14 protein-coding genes are annotated in these 13,427 nt (G+C 61.1%); 4 read left to right on the top strand and 10 right to left on the bottom strand.

What is annotated here, in order from left to right; all coding sequences use genetic code 11:
• The first annotated feature begins 135 nt into the window (after positions 1 to 135).
• A complete protein-coding gene (locus tag P3T20_RS33275; RefSeq protein WP_429289079.1) occupies positions 136 to 582 on the top strand; it encodes a lipocalin-like domain-containing protein in 447 nt (148 codons plus the stop codon).
• 196 nt (positions 583 to 778) lie between these two features.
• On the opposite strand, the gene P3T20_RS33270 is transcribed toward P3T20_RS33275, so the two are convergent.
• Positions 779 to 991 (bottom strand): tautomerase family protein, encoded by a 213-nt coding sequence (locus tag P3T20_RS33270; RefSeq protein WP_074268588.1) that lies wholly within the window; start codon positions 989 to 991, stop codon positions 779 to 781.
• Positions 992 to 1,219: 228 nt separating this feature from the next.
• Positions 1,220 to 1,960: an SDR family oxidoreductase gene (locus P3T20_RS33265; RefSeq protein ID WP_429289078.1), complete on the bottom strand. Its 741-nt coding sequence runs from the start codon at positions 1,958 to 1,960 to the stop codon at positions 1,220 to 1,222.
• A gap of 134 nt (positions 1,961 to 2,094) precedes the next feature.
• On the opposite strand from P3T20_RS33265, the gene P3T20_RS33260 reads away from it, so the two are divergent.
• Both P3T20_RS33260 and P3T20_RS33255 read left to right on the top strand, forming a co-directional pair.
• A complete protein-coding gene (locus P3T20_RS33260; RefSeq protein WP_429289077.1) occupies positions 2,095 to 3,024 on the top strand; it encodes a LysR family transcriptional regulator in 930 nt (309 codons plus the stop codon).
• 314 nt (positions 3,025 to 3,338) lie between these two features.
• Positions 3,339 to 4,268 (top strand): intradiol ring-cleavage dioxygenase, encoded by a 930-nt coding sequence (locus tag P3T20_RS33255; protein WP_429289076.1) that lies wholly within the window; start codon positions 3,339 to 3,341, stop codon positions 4,266 to 4,268.
• Between the two features lie 69 nt (positions 4,269 to 4,337).
• Here P3T20_RS33255 and P3T20_RS33250 read toward each other — a convergent pair whose 3' ends face one another.
• The 8 genes from P3T20_RS33250 to gcvA form a co-directional block, all read right to left on the bottom strand.
• Positions 4,338 to 4,730 carry a RidA family protein gene (locus P3T20_RS33250; protein ID WP_429289075.1) on the bottom strand — a complete coding sequence of 131 codons (393 nt, stop codon included), beginning with the start codon at positions 4,728 to 4,730 and terminating at the stop codon, positions 4,338 to 4,340.
• 39 nt (positions 4,731 to 4,769) lie between these two features.
• Complete coding sequence (locus P3T20_RS33245) at positions 4,770 to 5,594, bottom strand: isocitrate lyase/PEP mutase family protein (protein WP_429289074.1); 825 nt, start codon at positions 5,592 to 5,594, stop codon at positions 4,770 to 4,772.
• A gap of 54 nt (positions 5,595 to 5,648) precedes the next feature.
• A complete protein-coding gene (locus P3T20_RS33240) occupies positions 5,649 to 6,191 on the bottom strand; it encodes a carboxymuconolactone decarboxylase family protein (protein WP_429289073.1) in 543 nt (180 codons plus the stop codon).
• A gap of 248 nt (positions 6,192 to 6,439) precedes the next feature.
• Positions 6,440 to 6,937: a methylated-DNA--[protein]-cysteine S-methyltransferase gene (locus P3T20_RS33235; RefSeq protein ID WP_429289072.1), complete on the bottom strand. Its 498-nt coding sequence runs from the start codon at positions 6,935 to 6,937 to the stop codon at positions 6,440 to 6,442.
• 91 nt (positions 6,938 to 7,028) lie between these two features.
• Complete coding sequence (locus tag P3T20_RS33230; RefSeq protein ID WP_429289071.1) at positions 7,029 to 7,991, bottom strand: AraC family transcriptional regulator; 963 nt, start codon at positions 7,989 to 7,991, stop codon at positions 7,029 to 7,031.
• Positions 7,992 to 8,122: 131 nt separating this feature from the next.
• Positions 8,123 to 8,815 (bottom strand): hypothetical protein, encoded by a 693-nt coding sequence (locus P3T20_RS33225; protein ID WP_429289070.1) that lies wholly within the window; start codon positions 8,813 to 8,815, stop codon positions 8,123 to 8,125.
• 95 nt (positions 8,816 to 8,910) lie between these two features.
• Entirely contained in the window at positions 8,911 to 10,590 is a 1,680-nt protein-coding gene (locus P3T20_RS33220) for an ABC-F family ATP-binding cassette domain-containing protein (RefSeq protein WP_429289069.1), read from the bottom strand.
• A gap of 338 nt (positions 10,591 to 10,928) precedes the next feature.
• Positions 10,929 to 11,828: a transcriptional regulator GcvA gene (gene gcvA / locus P3T20_RS33215; RefSeq protein ID WP_074268577.1), complete on the bottom strand. Its 900-nt coding sequence runs from the start codon at positions 11,826 to 11,828 to the stop codon at positions 10,929 to 10,931.
• A gap of 144 nt (positions 11,829 to 11,972) precedes the next feature.
• Between gcvA and P3T20_RS33210 the strand changes: the two genes are divergently transcribed.
• The gene (locus P3T20_RS33210) at positions 11,973 to 13,277 is read left to right on the top strand and encodes an adenylosuccinate synthase (RefSeq protein ID WP_429289068.1); all 1,305 of its coding nucleotides are present in this window, start codon (positions 11,973 to 11,975) and stop codon (positions 13,275 to 13,277) included.
• The last annotated feature ends 150 nt before the right edge of the window (positions 13,278 to 13,427 follow it).

Genomic DNA, 13,427 nt, shown 5'->3' with positions numbered 1-13,427 from the left:
TGGTTAAAGATTGCGAGTAGTGTCGATAGAATCGGAGAACGCAAAGCCAGAGCCGGAATGCGGGAATGAGCGTCATCTAGGCGCTCGACTCAGTTTCAGGCCACGCGGCGTATTTGTGTTGGAAGGGTGGGCGCTATGACACAAGAGCGACAGAACTGCACCGGTCCGCAGCTAGGAACGTGGAAGCTACAATCCTTCACGACTGAAGACCTGGACACAGGCGAGAAGACCGATTTGTTCGGCGCTCACCCAAGCGGTTATCTCAGCTATGGTCCCGACGGCCGGATGTACGCAATTCTGGTCAAGGAAGGGCGAAAGGCGCCAGCCGATTTGGTTCCGACCGACGCCGAGCGCGTCGATCTCTACGGCGGGTTTAGCTCATACGCGGGGACCTACAGCATAGAGGGCGACAGGATTAGTCATCATGTTGATGCATCATGGAATCAGTTCTGGACAGGGACGACCCAGGTGCGTCAGTTCAGCATCGAAGGCAAGTACTTGTACATCAAAACGCTGCCCGCCAGGAATCCAGTAACTGGCAAGGGAAGCATTTCCGTGTTGGTATGGGTCAAGGTCGACTAGAGTTGATCTGCGGCGTGCGTTCTAAACGCACACTCAACACAGACGAGGGCAACTCCGAATCTGCTTCACTGTTCGCCTGCCGAAATGTTCGATACCCATCAGGAGGATGAGCAGGCGTACACGAATAGCAGACGCCGGTGTATCGGACTTGCGATTGGACGGGCGCAAGGCGGAAATCCTCGCGCCCGTATGGACATCAGTTGTGCGGAATACCCATCTTCTCCATCGTCAGGGTTTCGTCGGCGCGTCCCCAACCACCGTCGGCGACCTCGTCCACGAGAACCATCGAGTAAGGACGGACGCCCTCACCGAAGTATTCGACGAACATGGCCGTCGTGCGGTGGATGATTTCTTCTTTTTTCGCGGCATCGAGCGTGCCCTCGGGAAACTTGTAATTGGCAAATGGCATGAAAGACTCCTTTATTGAGGACTGAAAACGAGGTGCCGGCTTTCGGCACCTGGACATTGCGAAGGCGATTCGCAAAACTGGTGTTACCGGGCGCGACGCAGGGGCGCCCGGCTCTAGAGCAGCGGCTCGTCGCCGCGCCGAATCCGCTTGAGGCGCCGGTGATGAGGATAACTGACGACATGCGACGCTACATCAGGAAAAGGTGGTGGGACGGCCTTCGCGCGGGGCTCAGGCGAATCCGCCATTGGCGCGCAGGACCTGACCGTTGATCCAGCCGCCCTCGGAGCCGACGAGATACGACACGGCGTATGCGATGTCTTCGGGCTGTCCGAGGCGTTCGAGCGGCGCCTGATTGGCGATCTGGGCGATCAACGCTTCCGACTTGCCGGCAAGGAAGAGCTCGGTGGCAACCGGGCCGGGCGCGACAGCATTCACGGTGATGCCGCGTCCGCGCAACTCGTTGGCGAAGACGCGCACGAGGCCCTCGACGGCGGCCTTGCTGGCGATATACGGGCCGTAGCCGGGAAAATTCTTCGCAATGACACTCGACGACAGCGCGACGAAGCGGGCGCCATCGGGAAGCACTTGCGCGGCCTGGGACATCATCAGGAACGTGCCGCGCAGATTCACGGCGATCATGGCGTCGAAGGCGAGCAGGTTGCCATCCGCGATCGTGCCGAGCGACATCACACCGGCACTGTTAACCACCACGTCGATGCGCCCGAACGCGTGTCGGGCGTCGGCAAAGATTCGCTCGACGTCCTGCGGGGTGCCGACGTCCCCGCGCGACGCGATGGCCGTGCCGCCGGCAGCGCGGATGGTCTCCACCGCGTCCAGTGCGGCGGCTTCATTGCCGGCGTAATTGACGACGACGGCCAGGCCATCCTGTGCAAGGCGCAAGGCGATCGCGCGCCCGATACCGCGTGACCCGCCGGTCACGATGGCCACGCGTGAAGAACCAGTTTCCATTTTTGCTCCTTTGCAGAGTGACTCTCAGGTGGTCGACTGCCTTGAGAGCGATTATTCCCGCACAGAGTGCCTGGATAAATGGTGGTAAATTGCCATGACTATTCAATGGGAATAACTAATCGAGATCGGCGGATATGGATCGCTTTGACACGCTGCAGTTGTTCGTCCGGATTGTCGAGCAGGGCAGTTTCACTAAAGGCGCGAGCATGGTGGACATCCCGCGCGCGACCGCGACGTATGCCATCAAGGCACTCGAGGCGCGACTCGGGACGCGGTTACTCGAACGAACGACGCGGCACGTGCGGCCGACACTCGACGGCCAGGCTTTTTACGAGCGCTGCGTGCGCATCCTGAGCGAGGTCGACGATGCGGAGTCGTCGTTCTCGCATCAGACCAGCAACCCGCGTGGCGTGTTGAGGCTGGACCTGCATGGCACGCACGCCACACGCATCGTGTTGCCGCGCATCGACGAGTTTCGTGCGCGCTATCCGGGTATCGAACTGGTGGTGAGTAGCGGCGATCGCCTCGTCGATCTCGTGCGCGAAGGTGTCGATTGCGTGGTCCGTGGGGGGCGCCCGCGCGACTCGTCGCTGATCGCGCGGCCTGTGGCCGTCGTACCGCAGATCATTTGCGCGAACCCCGCCTATCTGGCGCGATTGGGCGTGCCCTCGACGCCGGCCGACCTGGCCTCGCACGAAGCTGTTGGCTTCTTTTCCCCGACGAGTGAGTCCTCCTATGCGATCGAACTGCGCATCGAGCGGAAGATCACTGAATTCAAGCTGCGTAATTGGATCTCGGTGTGCGACGCTGAGAATTATGTTGTCTGTGCGTTGCGCGGAGCGGGTCTGATTCAGTTGCCCCGCTTCCACGTGGAGGACGAGCTTGCCGATGGCCGCCTCGTCGAGGTCCTGACGGAGTGGGAGAGTCCGGGCCTACCCATCAATATTCTCTATCCCCAGCACCGGCAGCTCGCTCCGAGGGTCCGTGCTTTCGTGGATTGGGCGAGTCAGGTGTACGCGGCGAAATTCGGCGGTGAGAGCGGGTTGGATGCAAGAGTGCTATAGACCTTCACGAAAGTGTGTGAATGGCGGAAGGCCGAGGAGCCATCGACCGGCATGACTGCCGCGAAACTTGCGGCCAAGCGTCCCCGCAAACCCCTTACGGAATCTAATGCTACTGCGGACAGCGTAAGAAACGCTGCTAGAGATTCCACTTTCGACTTAGCAACTGAGTGGCAAATCCGGTGGAAATTTCACGAATCCCAGAACACTCCACATGCAGTCAAGACATACCTGCGTTAAGGCGGTGAAAGGGCCGAGTAAACGTGAATCCATGGTTTTGCCATACATTGGACGACCGTCTATTTCCAGAGTCCTTCATGGCTTTCGAAGCACCATTTACGCGTCGCCGGTTCCTGTCGGCGACGCTCGTCGTCGGCACCGCGTTGCCGTTGCAGAAGGCAGCATGGGGCGCGCAAACCGATCCCGCGCTATGCAAGCTGAGTCCCGAACAGGAGGTCGGTCCGTACTATCTCGACGACGAGCTCCTGCGTAGCGACATCACGGAAGGCCGGCCCGGTGTCCCGCTGATTCTTGATATCGAGGTGATGGACGCGCGCCGCTGCGTGCCGCTGGTGGACGCGATCATCGACGTTTGGCAATGCGACGCGTTGGGCGTCTATTCGGGTTTCACGAAGAGCGCCCCTCCGCCGGAACCGCCGCCGGGCACATGGCAGGGCGGCCCGGGAGGGCCCGGCGGTCCCGGTGGGCAGAGGCCCGACGGACCGCCGCCGGGCGGCCAACCGCCGGACCAGCCGCCCAGAGGACGGGGCCATCCGCCGGGGCCGCCGCCGAAAATGGAGCCGAGCGACCATCTGACCTTCCTGCGCGGCATCCAGCGCACCAGTCGCGATGGCCTTGTGACGTTCCAGACGATCGTGCCCGGTGTATACGAAGGGCGCACGAACCACATTCATTTCAAGGTTCGCGGCACGGGCTCGACACATGCGGCCAGCCACGTGTCGCACGTTGGGCAAATCTTCTTTCCCGAGAAGTTGATGGTACAACTAATGGATCTTGCACCGTACCGCGATCACCGTACTCTCCGCACGACGCAGAACGACGATCCCGTGTTCTCGAGGCAGCAGGGCCTGACGTCGATTGCGCGCGTCGCGCCGCTATATGGCAATGACCCCGCGAAGGGACTGCGCGCACGGATCGTCGCAGCGGTCGATCCTGATGCCACGCCCGTGCCCGTCGACAACAAAGTCGACTTCAAGACGGTGCCTGCCGGGTCGATCCGCGAGTGATCGAACGTGGACCAAACGATGCCGAGTTGAGGCGCACGCTTTTCCGTGCCCGCTAGCACGCCGCCATATTCACAGCGCCGCAACGCAATCAATTTCGATGTCGAAATGTCCGGGCCACGCCGGCACGTTAACGAAAATCCGTGCCGGCGGCTGCGCGCCGAAGAACTGCGCATAGATTTCGTTGACGACCGGAAACATCGCCACGGAAGTGCAGTAGACGTTGCACTTCAGCACCTGATCGAGCGACGATCCCGACGTCTCTACGCACAGCTTCAGTTGCTCCAGCACGCGCCGGGTCTGCTGCTCGATCGGAGCATCCAGTACTTCGCCGGTCTGCGGATCGAACGGCGGGAAACCGGACACGTAGATCGTGTCACCGTGCCGCGTAACGGCGGAGGTCGGCGCCTTCCAGCGTTCGAGCCAACTGGACAGCGGTTCCACGCGGATGATTTCGCGGGCCATGATGTTCTCCTTGAAAAATGGATTGATGTTGAGCGAATCTCAAGCACCGTCGCGAAACTGCGCGTTGAGCTGCGCGCCTGACGCGGCATCGGCGAATCCGTCGAAGCGTCCGTTCGCGAGCGACTGCGCGGCGCGCATGAAGCCGCCCCACGCAGCCCGCGCCAGCGCGCCGCCGACACTGACACGCCGCACGCCAAGCGCGCCCAGCTCCTGCAGCGTAAATGCGGATTGCGAGCCGATCAGCACATTCACGGGCTTGGGCGCCACCGCGGCAACGACAGCTTCGATCTGTTCGCGCGTCTGGATGCCGGGCGCGTACAGACAATCAGCGCCGGCTGCCGCGTAGGCCTTGAGCCGTGTCAGCGTATCGTCCATATCCGGCACACCGACGAAGAAATTTTCCGCGCGGCCGATCAGCAACGTGTCGCCGCCGTTCTCGTCGATTGCCTGGCGTGCCGCTTTGAGCCGCGCAACTGCGATATCGACCGGAAACAGCGGGCTTGCGGCATCGCCGGTGGAGTCTTCGATCGACAGACCCGCGACCCCTGTTTCAACCGCCAGCTTGACACTTTCAGCGACGTCGGCTGGATCTGCACCGAAGCCGTTTTCGAAGTCGGCATTCACGGGCAGGTCGGTTGCTGCGACCATCTCGCGCAGATGCGCGAGGATGATCTCGCGTGTTACGTGATTGTCCGCGCGACCGGTTGACCACGCGAAGCCGGAGCTGGTGGTCGCGATGGCCTGGAAACCCAGGCTTGCGAGGTAGCGGGCACTCCCTACATCCCAGGGATTCGGCAGCATGAAGCAGCCTGATTCATGCAGCGTGCGGAACGCGGCGCGCTTTTCGGTGATGGTGCGTGACATAACGGACTCCTGACAAGGAAGGGAACCCGTGTGGGCTCCCGAACGCTCTCGGCTTTAGCCAATTTCCGTTTCGACGACCGGAAAATCGATTTCGGTGTCGAACGCGTTGTTGACGAAGTTCGTCAACAGGAACTGTGCGCTGAGTGCGATGATTTCGACGATATTGGCATCGGTGAAGCCCGCCGCGCGTACCGCCTGCAGATCATCTTCGCTGACTTTGCCGTGCGTTTCCATCAGCTTCTTCGCGAACGTCACGGCCGCCGCGGTCTTCGGCGTGCCTGATTGGCCGGCGCGATTGAGCCGGATTTCGTCGTCGTCGATGTTCGCCAGGGTACTCGCCACGTGGGAGTGCGCCGACAGACAGTATTGGCAACCGTTCACCTGCGAAACCGCGAGCGCGATACCGTCGCGCAGCTTCGTGTCGAGCGTCTTCGCGAGCGCGCCTTGCAGTCCGGCCCATCCGTTCAACGCGTTCGGGCTCAGCGCCATGATGCGGAAGAGATTGGGTGTCATCTTCAGTTGCTTCGTTATGGCGTCGACAACGGGGCGCGACGCGGCGGGAATCTGTTCGTCGGTGGGAAGGGCAATGCGGGTCATGATGGTTCTCCTGATGATCGAAAGAGGAAGCGGGTCTGCGTCCAACGCGTCTGTGTTGGCGTTTGCATTGATGGAAAGTCTAGAGGCACATGCCGTGCAAAAAGTCCGGCAAACCGCCGCGAAAGTCCGCTTGTGCGGATCGATGCGGAGCGTGATGACATCGCCGCAAAAAAAACCGGCGCCAGGCATCAGCGCTTGCGCGCTGACACGTGACGCCGGTCGAGAGGTGGGTGACCTGCGTGTCGTCTTCAGACGGTTTTTCGTGCTGCCCGATCTTCCGTGTCAAGCAGTAGGGCTTTGGTTGGAAGGCCACCAGCGAAGCCGGTCAGACTCCCCGACGAGCCGATCACACGATGGCACGGCGTAATGATCGAAAGCGGATTGCGCCCGATCGCCGCGCCCACAGCCCGCACAGCTTGACGGTTGCCGATTCGCGTCGCGATGTCTCGGTAGGTGCGCCGCTCGCCAAACGGAATGTCGAGCAGCGCGTCCCACACGCGCTTCTGGAACGGCGTGCCTTCCATCGCAATGTCGAGATCGAATCGAGTGCGCTCGCCAGCGAAGTACTCGCGAAGTTGCCGGGCGGCGTCCAGCAGCACCGGATTGTCGTCCGCCGGTTGCATCTCGCCCAGCTTCACGCGGTTCTTGCGCTCGTTCTCCCACAGGATGGCGACCAGCTTCGTATCGCGCGCAACGAGTTTGAGCTTGCCGACTGGCGAGTCGACGATCATGTATTCGGGAGCCATTTTGAACCTCCAGTCCATGGGTTGACATGAGTCAGTATGGACGGGAGGACGCTGCATGGGGTCCGCCAGATAGTGCAAATCGTCCTGCAGTTCAGGCGTGTTCGGCGTCTGACCGATACCCGGCCGGGCCGGTGCCGAATACTTCGCGAAATGCGCGGACGAAGGTGCCGCGGCTCGCATAGCCGACATTGCGCGCGACCTGATCCAGCGACAGATCACCGCTGCGCAACTGGGCGGCGGCTTGTCGCATGCGGATGTCGCGCAGGACCTGCATTGGCGAGTGGCCGAGGGCCGCTGAAAAGCGGGCCATGAAGGCGGACCGGCTCAGGAATGCCGCGTCTGCGAGGCTCGCCACGCTGTGCGGCGCGGCGGGGCGGGCGACCATGTCCGCGAAGACCCGCGCGATCTGTGGATCGCCGAGCAGCGCGAAGCGTTCGAGCCAGAGCGCGTTCGTTTTCAGCGAGCGGCGCACGAGCGCGACGATCACCTGTTTCAGCAACGCCCCCGACATGGCGCCCGCGCCGATCTCCTGGGCGACGAGTTCATCGAAGGCGGTGCGCAGGTAGACGTCGAGCCGGTCGGACGCGTCGAATTGCTCGACGATCGGTGTGGACAGCGTTTCGAAGAGATTGATGGATGCGCCAAATGCTGCATTGAAATAGCCGCAGATCATCACGGTCATCGGCTCGGAGGTGCCGGCGCGAAACCGGTTGATCGAATCGACGACCCGCTTGTGCTCGCGCCCAGGCACGACGATCGGCGCGATGCCGGCCTTGGCCGCGGGAACCTCAAGCTTCAGCGGGTGACGGGGCGGCACGATCAGCAGCGTATGCGGTGCAAGCGGCACCGTCTCTGCGCCGTCGATATGCAGCAGCCCTTCGCCAGACAGGATGTAGTGGATACCGGGCGCGTCGTTGCCGTCCAGTTCGAGCACAAAGCCTTGGCTGACGAGACACTCGGACAATCCCAGCACGCGGATCTCGAGCAGTGTGATCAGTTCGTTCAGATCGACGGGGGAGACACGAGGCGAGGGGATCGGCGTTGCGGCTGGCATTCGTATGGGGTGGCGGAACGGAAAAATTGAAAAACTGGTTGGATTCCGCCCTCACTATGTCAGCATATGGGCGAGTTTGTCTATTTTCGATTGGCCTGCAAACTGGCGAGCGTTGCATCGGCCAGGTGTCGCTAGTTCAAAGACTGGGTTTCCTTCACGAACTGTCTTGCCCGCTGTATGAACGAGTCGATGTCCATATCCGAGTAGCCCAGTGCGTCATGGTTATGCCATATCCAACTTGCAATATCCGCCCCGTTTAAACTTGGCTGCACCTGGTCCGGGGCAGAGAACTGCAATGCGATCTCGTTGGTCCGCGGAATGATGTGGAAGTGGATATCCTCAATCGACTCGCCGAATCGCAACACGTATACCCGCTCGGGTGCCAACAGTGTGTGCAATAAAGTATCCGCCAAACGTATGCAAGCGCCAAGGTCAGCGTCCGCCTGCAACGGAAGGTCAGAGAACCGGGAAACGGGCGTGTTGGAACTCAGGATGAGGTAACCAGGCAAGCGAAATCCATGTGCCTGACTCAGGGTGTAGAAGCCGGATTGATAGATCTCGGATGATTCCATGGCGTGGGTCGTCAAGGTCGGGTTGTCCATTCTAGCCAACTGCCACATTTGCCCACTTGCCCGATTGCAACGATACGAAATCGTTGCCTGATTGGTGTCGATAATGGTGGGCAGACTACCGGCGTTGCGCACGGGAACGTCTCTACTTGATATCGCAAACTGAAGCCGGGTAATACGGGAACAGAACACTGAAGAATTCATCCGTCCAGGCGTCGGCGTTGCCCCGTAAACGGTCATCCGATTGTCAAACACGAACGCTCGTTCATCGGCCGAAGCCGCCTTAAGCGGACCTTCGACTCGACGCGAGCGCTATGGCAGCTTCCAGGCGGGAGCTGCCAGGGGCTTACTCAGGCGACGACTTTCTGCTCCCCGGCAGCCTGCTCGCGCATGCGACGGGCTTCGTCGCGCAGGAACTGCTGGTAATCGTCCAGATCGCCGTCGAAGGGCTCGACGCCACCCTTGGTGACGAGCCAGAACTCGTCACATACCGCGCGCAGCAGGGACCGGTCGTGACTGACCAGCAACACTGTGCCTTCGAATTCGTTGAGTGCCATGCCCAGCGCTTCGCGTGTGGCCAGGTCCAGGTGGTTGGTAGGCTCGTCGAGCAGCAGCAGGTTGGGGCGCTGCCACACGATCATGCACAACACGAGCCGCGCCTTTTCACCGCCACTCATCGTGCCGACCGCCTGATGGACCATGTCGCCACTGAAGTTGAAGGTCCCGAGGAAGGTGCGAAGCGATTGTTCGGTGCCACTCTGGCCGGGGGCACGCATGTGCGCCGGCGTATCCTTGGCAAGGCGGATCATGTGTTCCATCGGCGTGTCGAGAGGGCGCAGCACGTCGAGTTCCTGCTGGGCGAAGTAACCGATGTTCAGGCCTTTGCCTTCGCTGATTTCGCCGGCAATCGGCGCCAGCTCGTGCGCCACGGTTTTCACCAGAGTGGACTTGCCCTGGCCATTGGCACCGAGAATGCCGATGCGCTGCCCGGCCAGCACAGATCGGTTGATGCCCCGCACGATGACCGTCGGCGGCGTGCCCGGCGGTGCGCCGGCCGGCGCCGGGTAACCGAAGCTCGCGTCCAGCATCGACAACAGCGGGTTAGGGACGTTGAGCGGCTCCTTGAACTCGAAGGTGAACTCTGCGTCGGCAAGCACCGGCGCGATCTTCTCCATGCGTTCGAGCGCCTTGACCCGGCTCTGCGCCTGCTTCGCCTTCGAGGCCTTGGCCTTGAAACGGTCGATGAATTTCTGCAGGTGGGCGATCTTGTCCGCCTGTCTGGCCATCGCGGCCTGCTGCAACAGCAGTTGCTCAGCGCGCATCTCTTCGAACTTGCTGTAGTTGCCGCCGTAACGCACCAGCTTGGCGTTGTCGACGTGCACCGTCACCTGCGTCACCGCGTCGAGGAATTCGCGATCGTGGCTGATCACTACCATGGTTCCCTGATAGCGCTTGAGCCACGCTTCCAGCCAGACCAGCGCGTCGAGGTCGAGGTGATTGGTCGGCTCGTCGAGCAACAGCAGGTCGGACGGGCACATGAGCGCGCGCGCCAGCTGCAGTCGCATGCGCCAGCCGCCGGAGAAACTGTTGACCGGCTGGCTGAGCTGCGCAGCACTGAAGCCAAGGCCCAGGATCAGCGCCTGGGCACGTGCGGGGGCATCGTGTGCACCGGCGTCGTGCAGGGCCATGTAGGCGTGCGCCATGCGCATGCCATCGTCGCTGGCCTCGGCGGCGGCGACTTCAGCCTGTGCGGCCAGCATGACGGTGTCACCCTCGATTACGAAGTCGGTCGCACTCTGCTCGGTCTCAGGCATCTCCTGCGCGACCTGGCCCATCTTCCATGCAGCGGGAATCGAGAACTCGCCGCCGTCTTCGTGCAGCGTGCCGTTGAGAAGGCCGAAGAAGGACGACTTGCCGGCGCCATTGCGGCCGACAAGGCCAATCTTTTCGCCGGGGGTGAAGGTGACGGATGCGTTGTCGAGTACGACATTGACGCCGCGGCGCAGCGTGACATTACGGACGGAAATCATAAGGAGCTACTTCGGAGGGGATAGGCATGATAGCCGACCGGGGTTACAGGACTGTTTTTTTCTGGTTGCACGAGGGAAGAGCCGCTTGCGCTTGGCGGCGCCCACCGCCCATAAAGCGAGGCAGGGACGGGTACAGGAATCAGTCGGTGGGCCATGGTCGGAATACCCGGAAATGATCCAGGAACCCGCGGACAGAAGATTGCGGGGAATGTTCGTCACGAACGTGTACATCGTCAGCAATCAGGAAATATCGCCCCAAATAAGCTTGAGCTATTAAAGGCGGTTTCATAAGTACCTAGCCTTAATTTTTTCGGTATTTATGAAATCTGTTCTGGTCACTATGCATTGCGTGAGAAACGATGCCCCAGTTCACGCAGCCACGTGAGAAAGGTATTGATGGCGGGATCCCCAAGGCGGGCATTGTGGACGTAGCTGCAGTAGCGCCATGCCGGCAGAGCCGGTCCGTCGAACGGAAACACGAGACGGCCCTCTTCGATATCGAGTGCTACAAGCGCGGTCGGGCCCATCGCGATACCCAGGCCATCAATAGCGGCCTGCAAGGTCAGATAAAAGTGATCCAGTTGCTGGGAATTGCGTGTAGCAAGCCGAGGGTTGCCGCACGCCGCGAGCCATTCGTCCCAAAGGCCAGGATAGGTCGCCGTGTGCAGCAGGGTGTGATGCGCCAGGTCCGAGACATGGTGTATCGGATGAGATTCCAGCACCTTGGGCGAGCACACCGGCAGCCGGACTTCCGACAGAAATTCATTGACTACGTACCCTGCCGCTTTCTGCTCGCGGCCGCGAATCGCCACGTCGCATTCGTCGCGCAGTCTTTCGATCGGTTCATCCGAGGTAGTCAGGCGGACTTCCACCGCCGGATTGCTCAACTGGAAGTGGGAAAGCTGCGGCAATAGCCATCTCAACGCGAACGTGGTCGGCGCATTGACCCTGATGATCTGCTGTCGCGTGACCCGAAGATGTTCGTCGGTCGCCAGCGCAATGCGGTCGAGTGCCGCCGATATCTCCGACAGATAGGCGCGTCCCGGCGCGGTCAGTACCACCCTTCGGCCGCGGCGTTCAAACAGGTCATGTCCAAGCCAGGCCTCCAGTTGTCCCACTTGCCGGCTCACTGCCCCGTGCGTGACGCAAAGCTCGTCGGCTGCGGCTGAAAAGCTCTCGGCCCTGGCGGCGGCTTCAAACACGCGCAGTGCGTTCAACGGTGGCAGACGACGTGGCATACGGCGAATCTCTATGTGAGTTTTGCTGACAAAGGTGATGACTTTATATCGATTTTCGTGGCTGCTGTCGACGCTTATATTGCGCTGGTTGGCAGCAGATCCGGTTTTCGATCTGTTCGATAAACTCACCAGTAAGGCTACCGTATGCGAAATGTTGTCGTGGTTGGTGCGCAGTGGGGCGATGAGGGAAAAGGCCGGATTGTGGATTGGCTTGCCGAGAAAGCGGACATCGTTGTCCGCTACAACGGTGGCCACAACGCAGGCCACACACTTGTGGTGAATGGCCAGACCTACAAACTGGCGCTGCTTCCCAGCGGTATCGTGCGCGGAAAGCTTAGTCTGATCGGCAACGGCGTCGCCCTTGATCCCGAAGCGCTGCTTGCGGAGATTGACCGCATGGCCGCGCTGGGCATCCGTATAACGCCAGAAACGATGCAGATCGCCGAGACGGCCACGCTTGTTCTACCGGTCCATCGCGCGATCGACGCCGCTCAGGAACGCTTGCGCGCCAAACCGATCGGCACCACGCTACGCGGTATCGGTCCGGCATACGAAGACAAGGTGGGGCGCCGAGGCCTGCGCGTCTGCGACCTGGCTGAACCGGCACTCCTCGCGCAAAAGCTCGATGCACTGCTTGAGCACCATAACGCGTGGTTCCGCGGCGTCGGTCTCGAACCTTTCCAGCGAGACCAGATGTTGAGCGACCTGGTTGCCATGGCACCAAGAATCCTGCCGTTCATGGGACGGGTCTGGGAACGACTCGACAGCGCCCATTCATCGGGCAAGCGCACGGTATTCGAAGGCTCGCAGGCCGTGATGCTTGACGTGGATTGGGGTAGCTATCCCTATGTGACGTCGTCGACCACCGTCGCCGCTGGCGCGGCCAGTGGCACCGGCATCGCCCCGTCACGCCTCGGGCAGGTGCTCGGTGTCAGCAAGGTCTATGCAACGCGTGTCGGCGAAGGCCCTTTCACGTCCGAAGTGCACGGAACACTCGGTGACCTGCTTAGGCAACGCGGCGCCGAGTATGGAGTCAACACGGGTCGCCCGCGTCGCTGCGGTTGGCTGGACACGGTACAACTGCGCCAGAGCACCAAGGTCGCCGGCATCAGTCTGCTGGCGCTGACCAAGCTGGATGTGCTCGATGGCTTCGATTCGGTCTACTTGTGCGTAGGCTATGAGCTTGATGGGAAGCGCATCGGTTACATGCCGTCCACCAACGCCGAGCAGCAGCGCCTGCAGCCGGTTCTCCAGCGCTTTGATGGTTGGGACGGTTCCACCCGGGGCATCCGGTCTTATGGTGATCTGCCCCGCGAGGCCGCGGCGCTAATCGAAGCGATTCAGCGGGAAGTCGGCGTTCCGGTGTCAATGGTTACCACTGGTCCTGAACGTGACGATGCAATCGTCTTGCGATCTCCATTCGCGCAAACGGACGATATAGCAATCTGATTGACTCGTGCCGACAAACGATTGACGGGGGGCGTCATCGAGAAAGCTGAGTGACCGTCGTGGGTGTACTGTTTGCGCTGCAAGATAGATGTACCGATGCTCACTGAAGACGAGTGGCAAGCCGTGCATGTGTTTGCGGACAAAGGAGCG

The sequence above is a fragment of the Paraburkholderia sp. GAS206C genome (genome assembly GCF_050435645.1).
Classification (GTDB): domain Bacteria; phylum Pseudomonadota; class Gammaproteobacteria; order Burkholderiales; family Burkholderiaceae; genus Paraburkholderia; species Paraburkholderia phenazinium_B.
Note: the sequence above shows the minus strand (reverse complement) of the source record. Positions and strands in the feature narration are given on the sequence as shown.

What these genes read in the sequence shown, in the direction of transcription:
- P3T20_RS33275 (WP_429289079.1), top strand. Translation starts at nt 136, where the DNA reads ATGACACAAGAGCGACAGAACTGCACCGGTCCGCAGCTAGGAACGTGG.
- P3T20_RS33270 (WP_074268588.1), bottom strand. Translation starts at nt 991, where the DNA reads ATGCCATTTGCCAATTACAAGTTTCCCGAGGGCACGCTCGATGCCGCG.
- P3T20_RS33265 (WP_429289078.1), bottom strand. Translation starts at nt 1,960, where the DNA reads ATGGAAACTGGTTCTTCACGCGTGGCCATCGTGACCGGCGGGTCACGC.
- P3T20_RS33260 (WP_429289077.1), top strand. Translation starts at nt 2,095, where the DNA reads ATGGATCGCTTTGACACGCTGCAGTTGTTCGTCCGGATTGTCGAGCAG.
- P3T20_RS33255 (WP_429289076.1), top strand. Translation starts at nt 3,339, where the DNA reads ATGGCTTTCGAAGCACCATTTACGCGTCGCCGGTTCCTGTCGGCGACG.
- P3T20_RS33250 (WP_429289075.1), bottom strand. Translation starts at nt 4,730, where the DNA reads ATGGCCCGCGAAATCATCCGCGTGGAACCGCTGTCCAGTTGGCTCGAA.
- P3T20_RS33245 (WP_429289074.1), bottom strand. Translation starts at nt 5,594, where the DNA reads ATGTCACGCACCATCACCGAAAAGCGCGCCGCGTTCCGCACGCTGCAT.
- P3T20_RS33240 (WP_429289073.1), bottom strand. Translation starts at nt 6,191, where the DNA reads ATGACCCGCATTGCCCTTCCCACCGACGAACAGATTCCCGCCGCGTCG.
- P3T20_RS33235 (WP_429289072.1), bottom strand. Translation starts at nt 6,937, where the DNA reads ATGGCTCCCGAATACATGATCGTCGACTCGCCAGTCGGCAAGCTCAAA.
- P3T20_RS33230 (WP_429289071.1), bottom strand. Translation starts at nt 7,991, where the DNA reads ATGCCAGCCGCAACGCCGATCCCCTCGCCTCGTGTCTCCCCCGTCGAT.
- P3T20_RS33220 (WP_429289069.1), bottom strand. Translation starts at nt 10,590, where the DNA reads ATGATTTCCGTCCGTAATGTCACGCTGCGCCGCGGCGTCAATGTCGTA.
- gcvA (WP_074268577.1), bottom strand. Translation starts at nt 11,828, where the DNA reads ATGCCACGTCGTCTGCCACCGTTGAACGCACTGCGCGTGTTTGAAGCC.
- P3T20_RS33210 (WP_429289068.1), top strand. Translation starts at nt 11,973, where the DNA reads ATGCGAAATGTTGTCGTGGTTGGTGCGCAGTGGGGCGATGAGGGAAAA.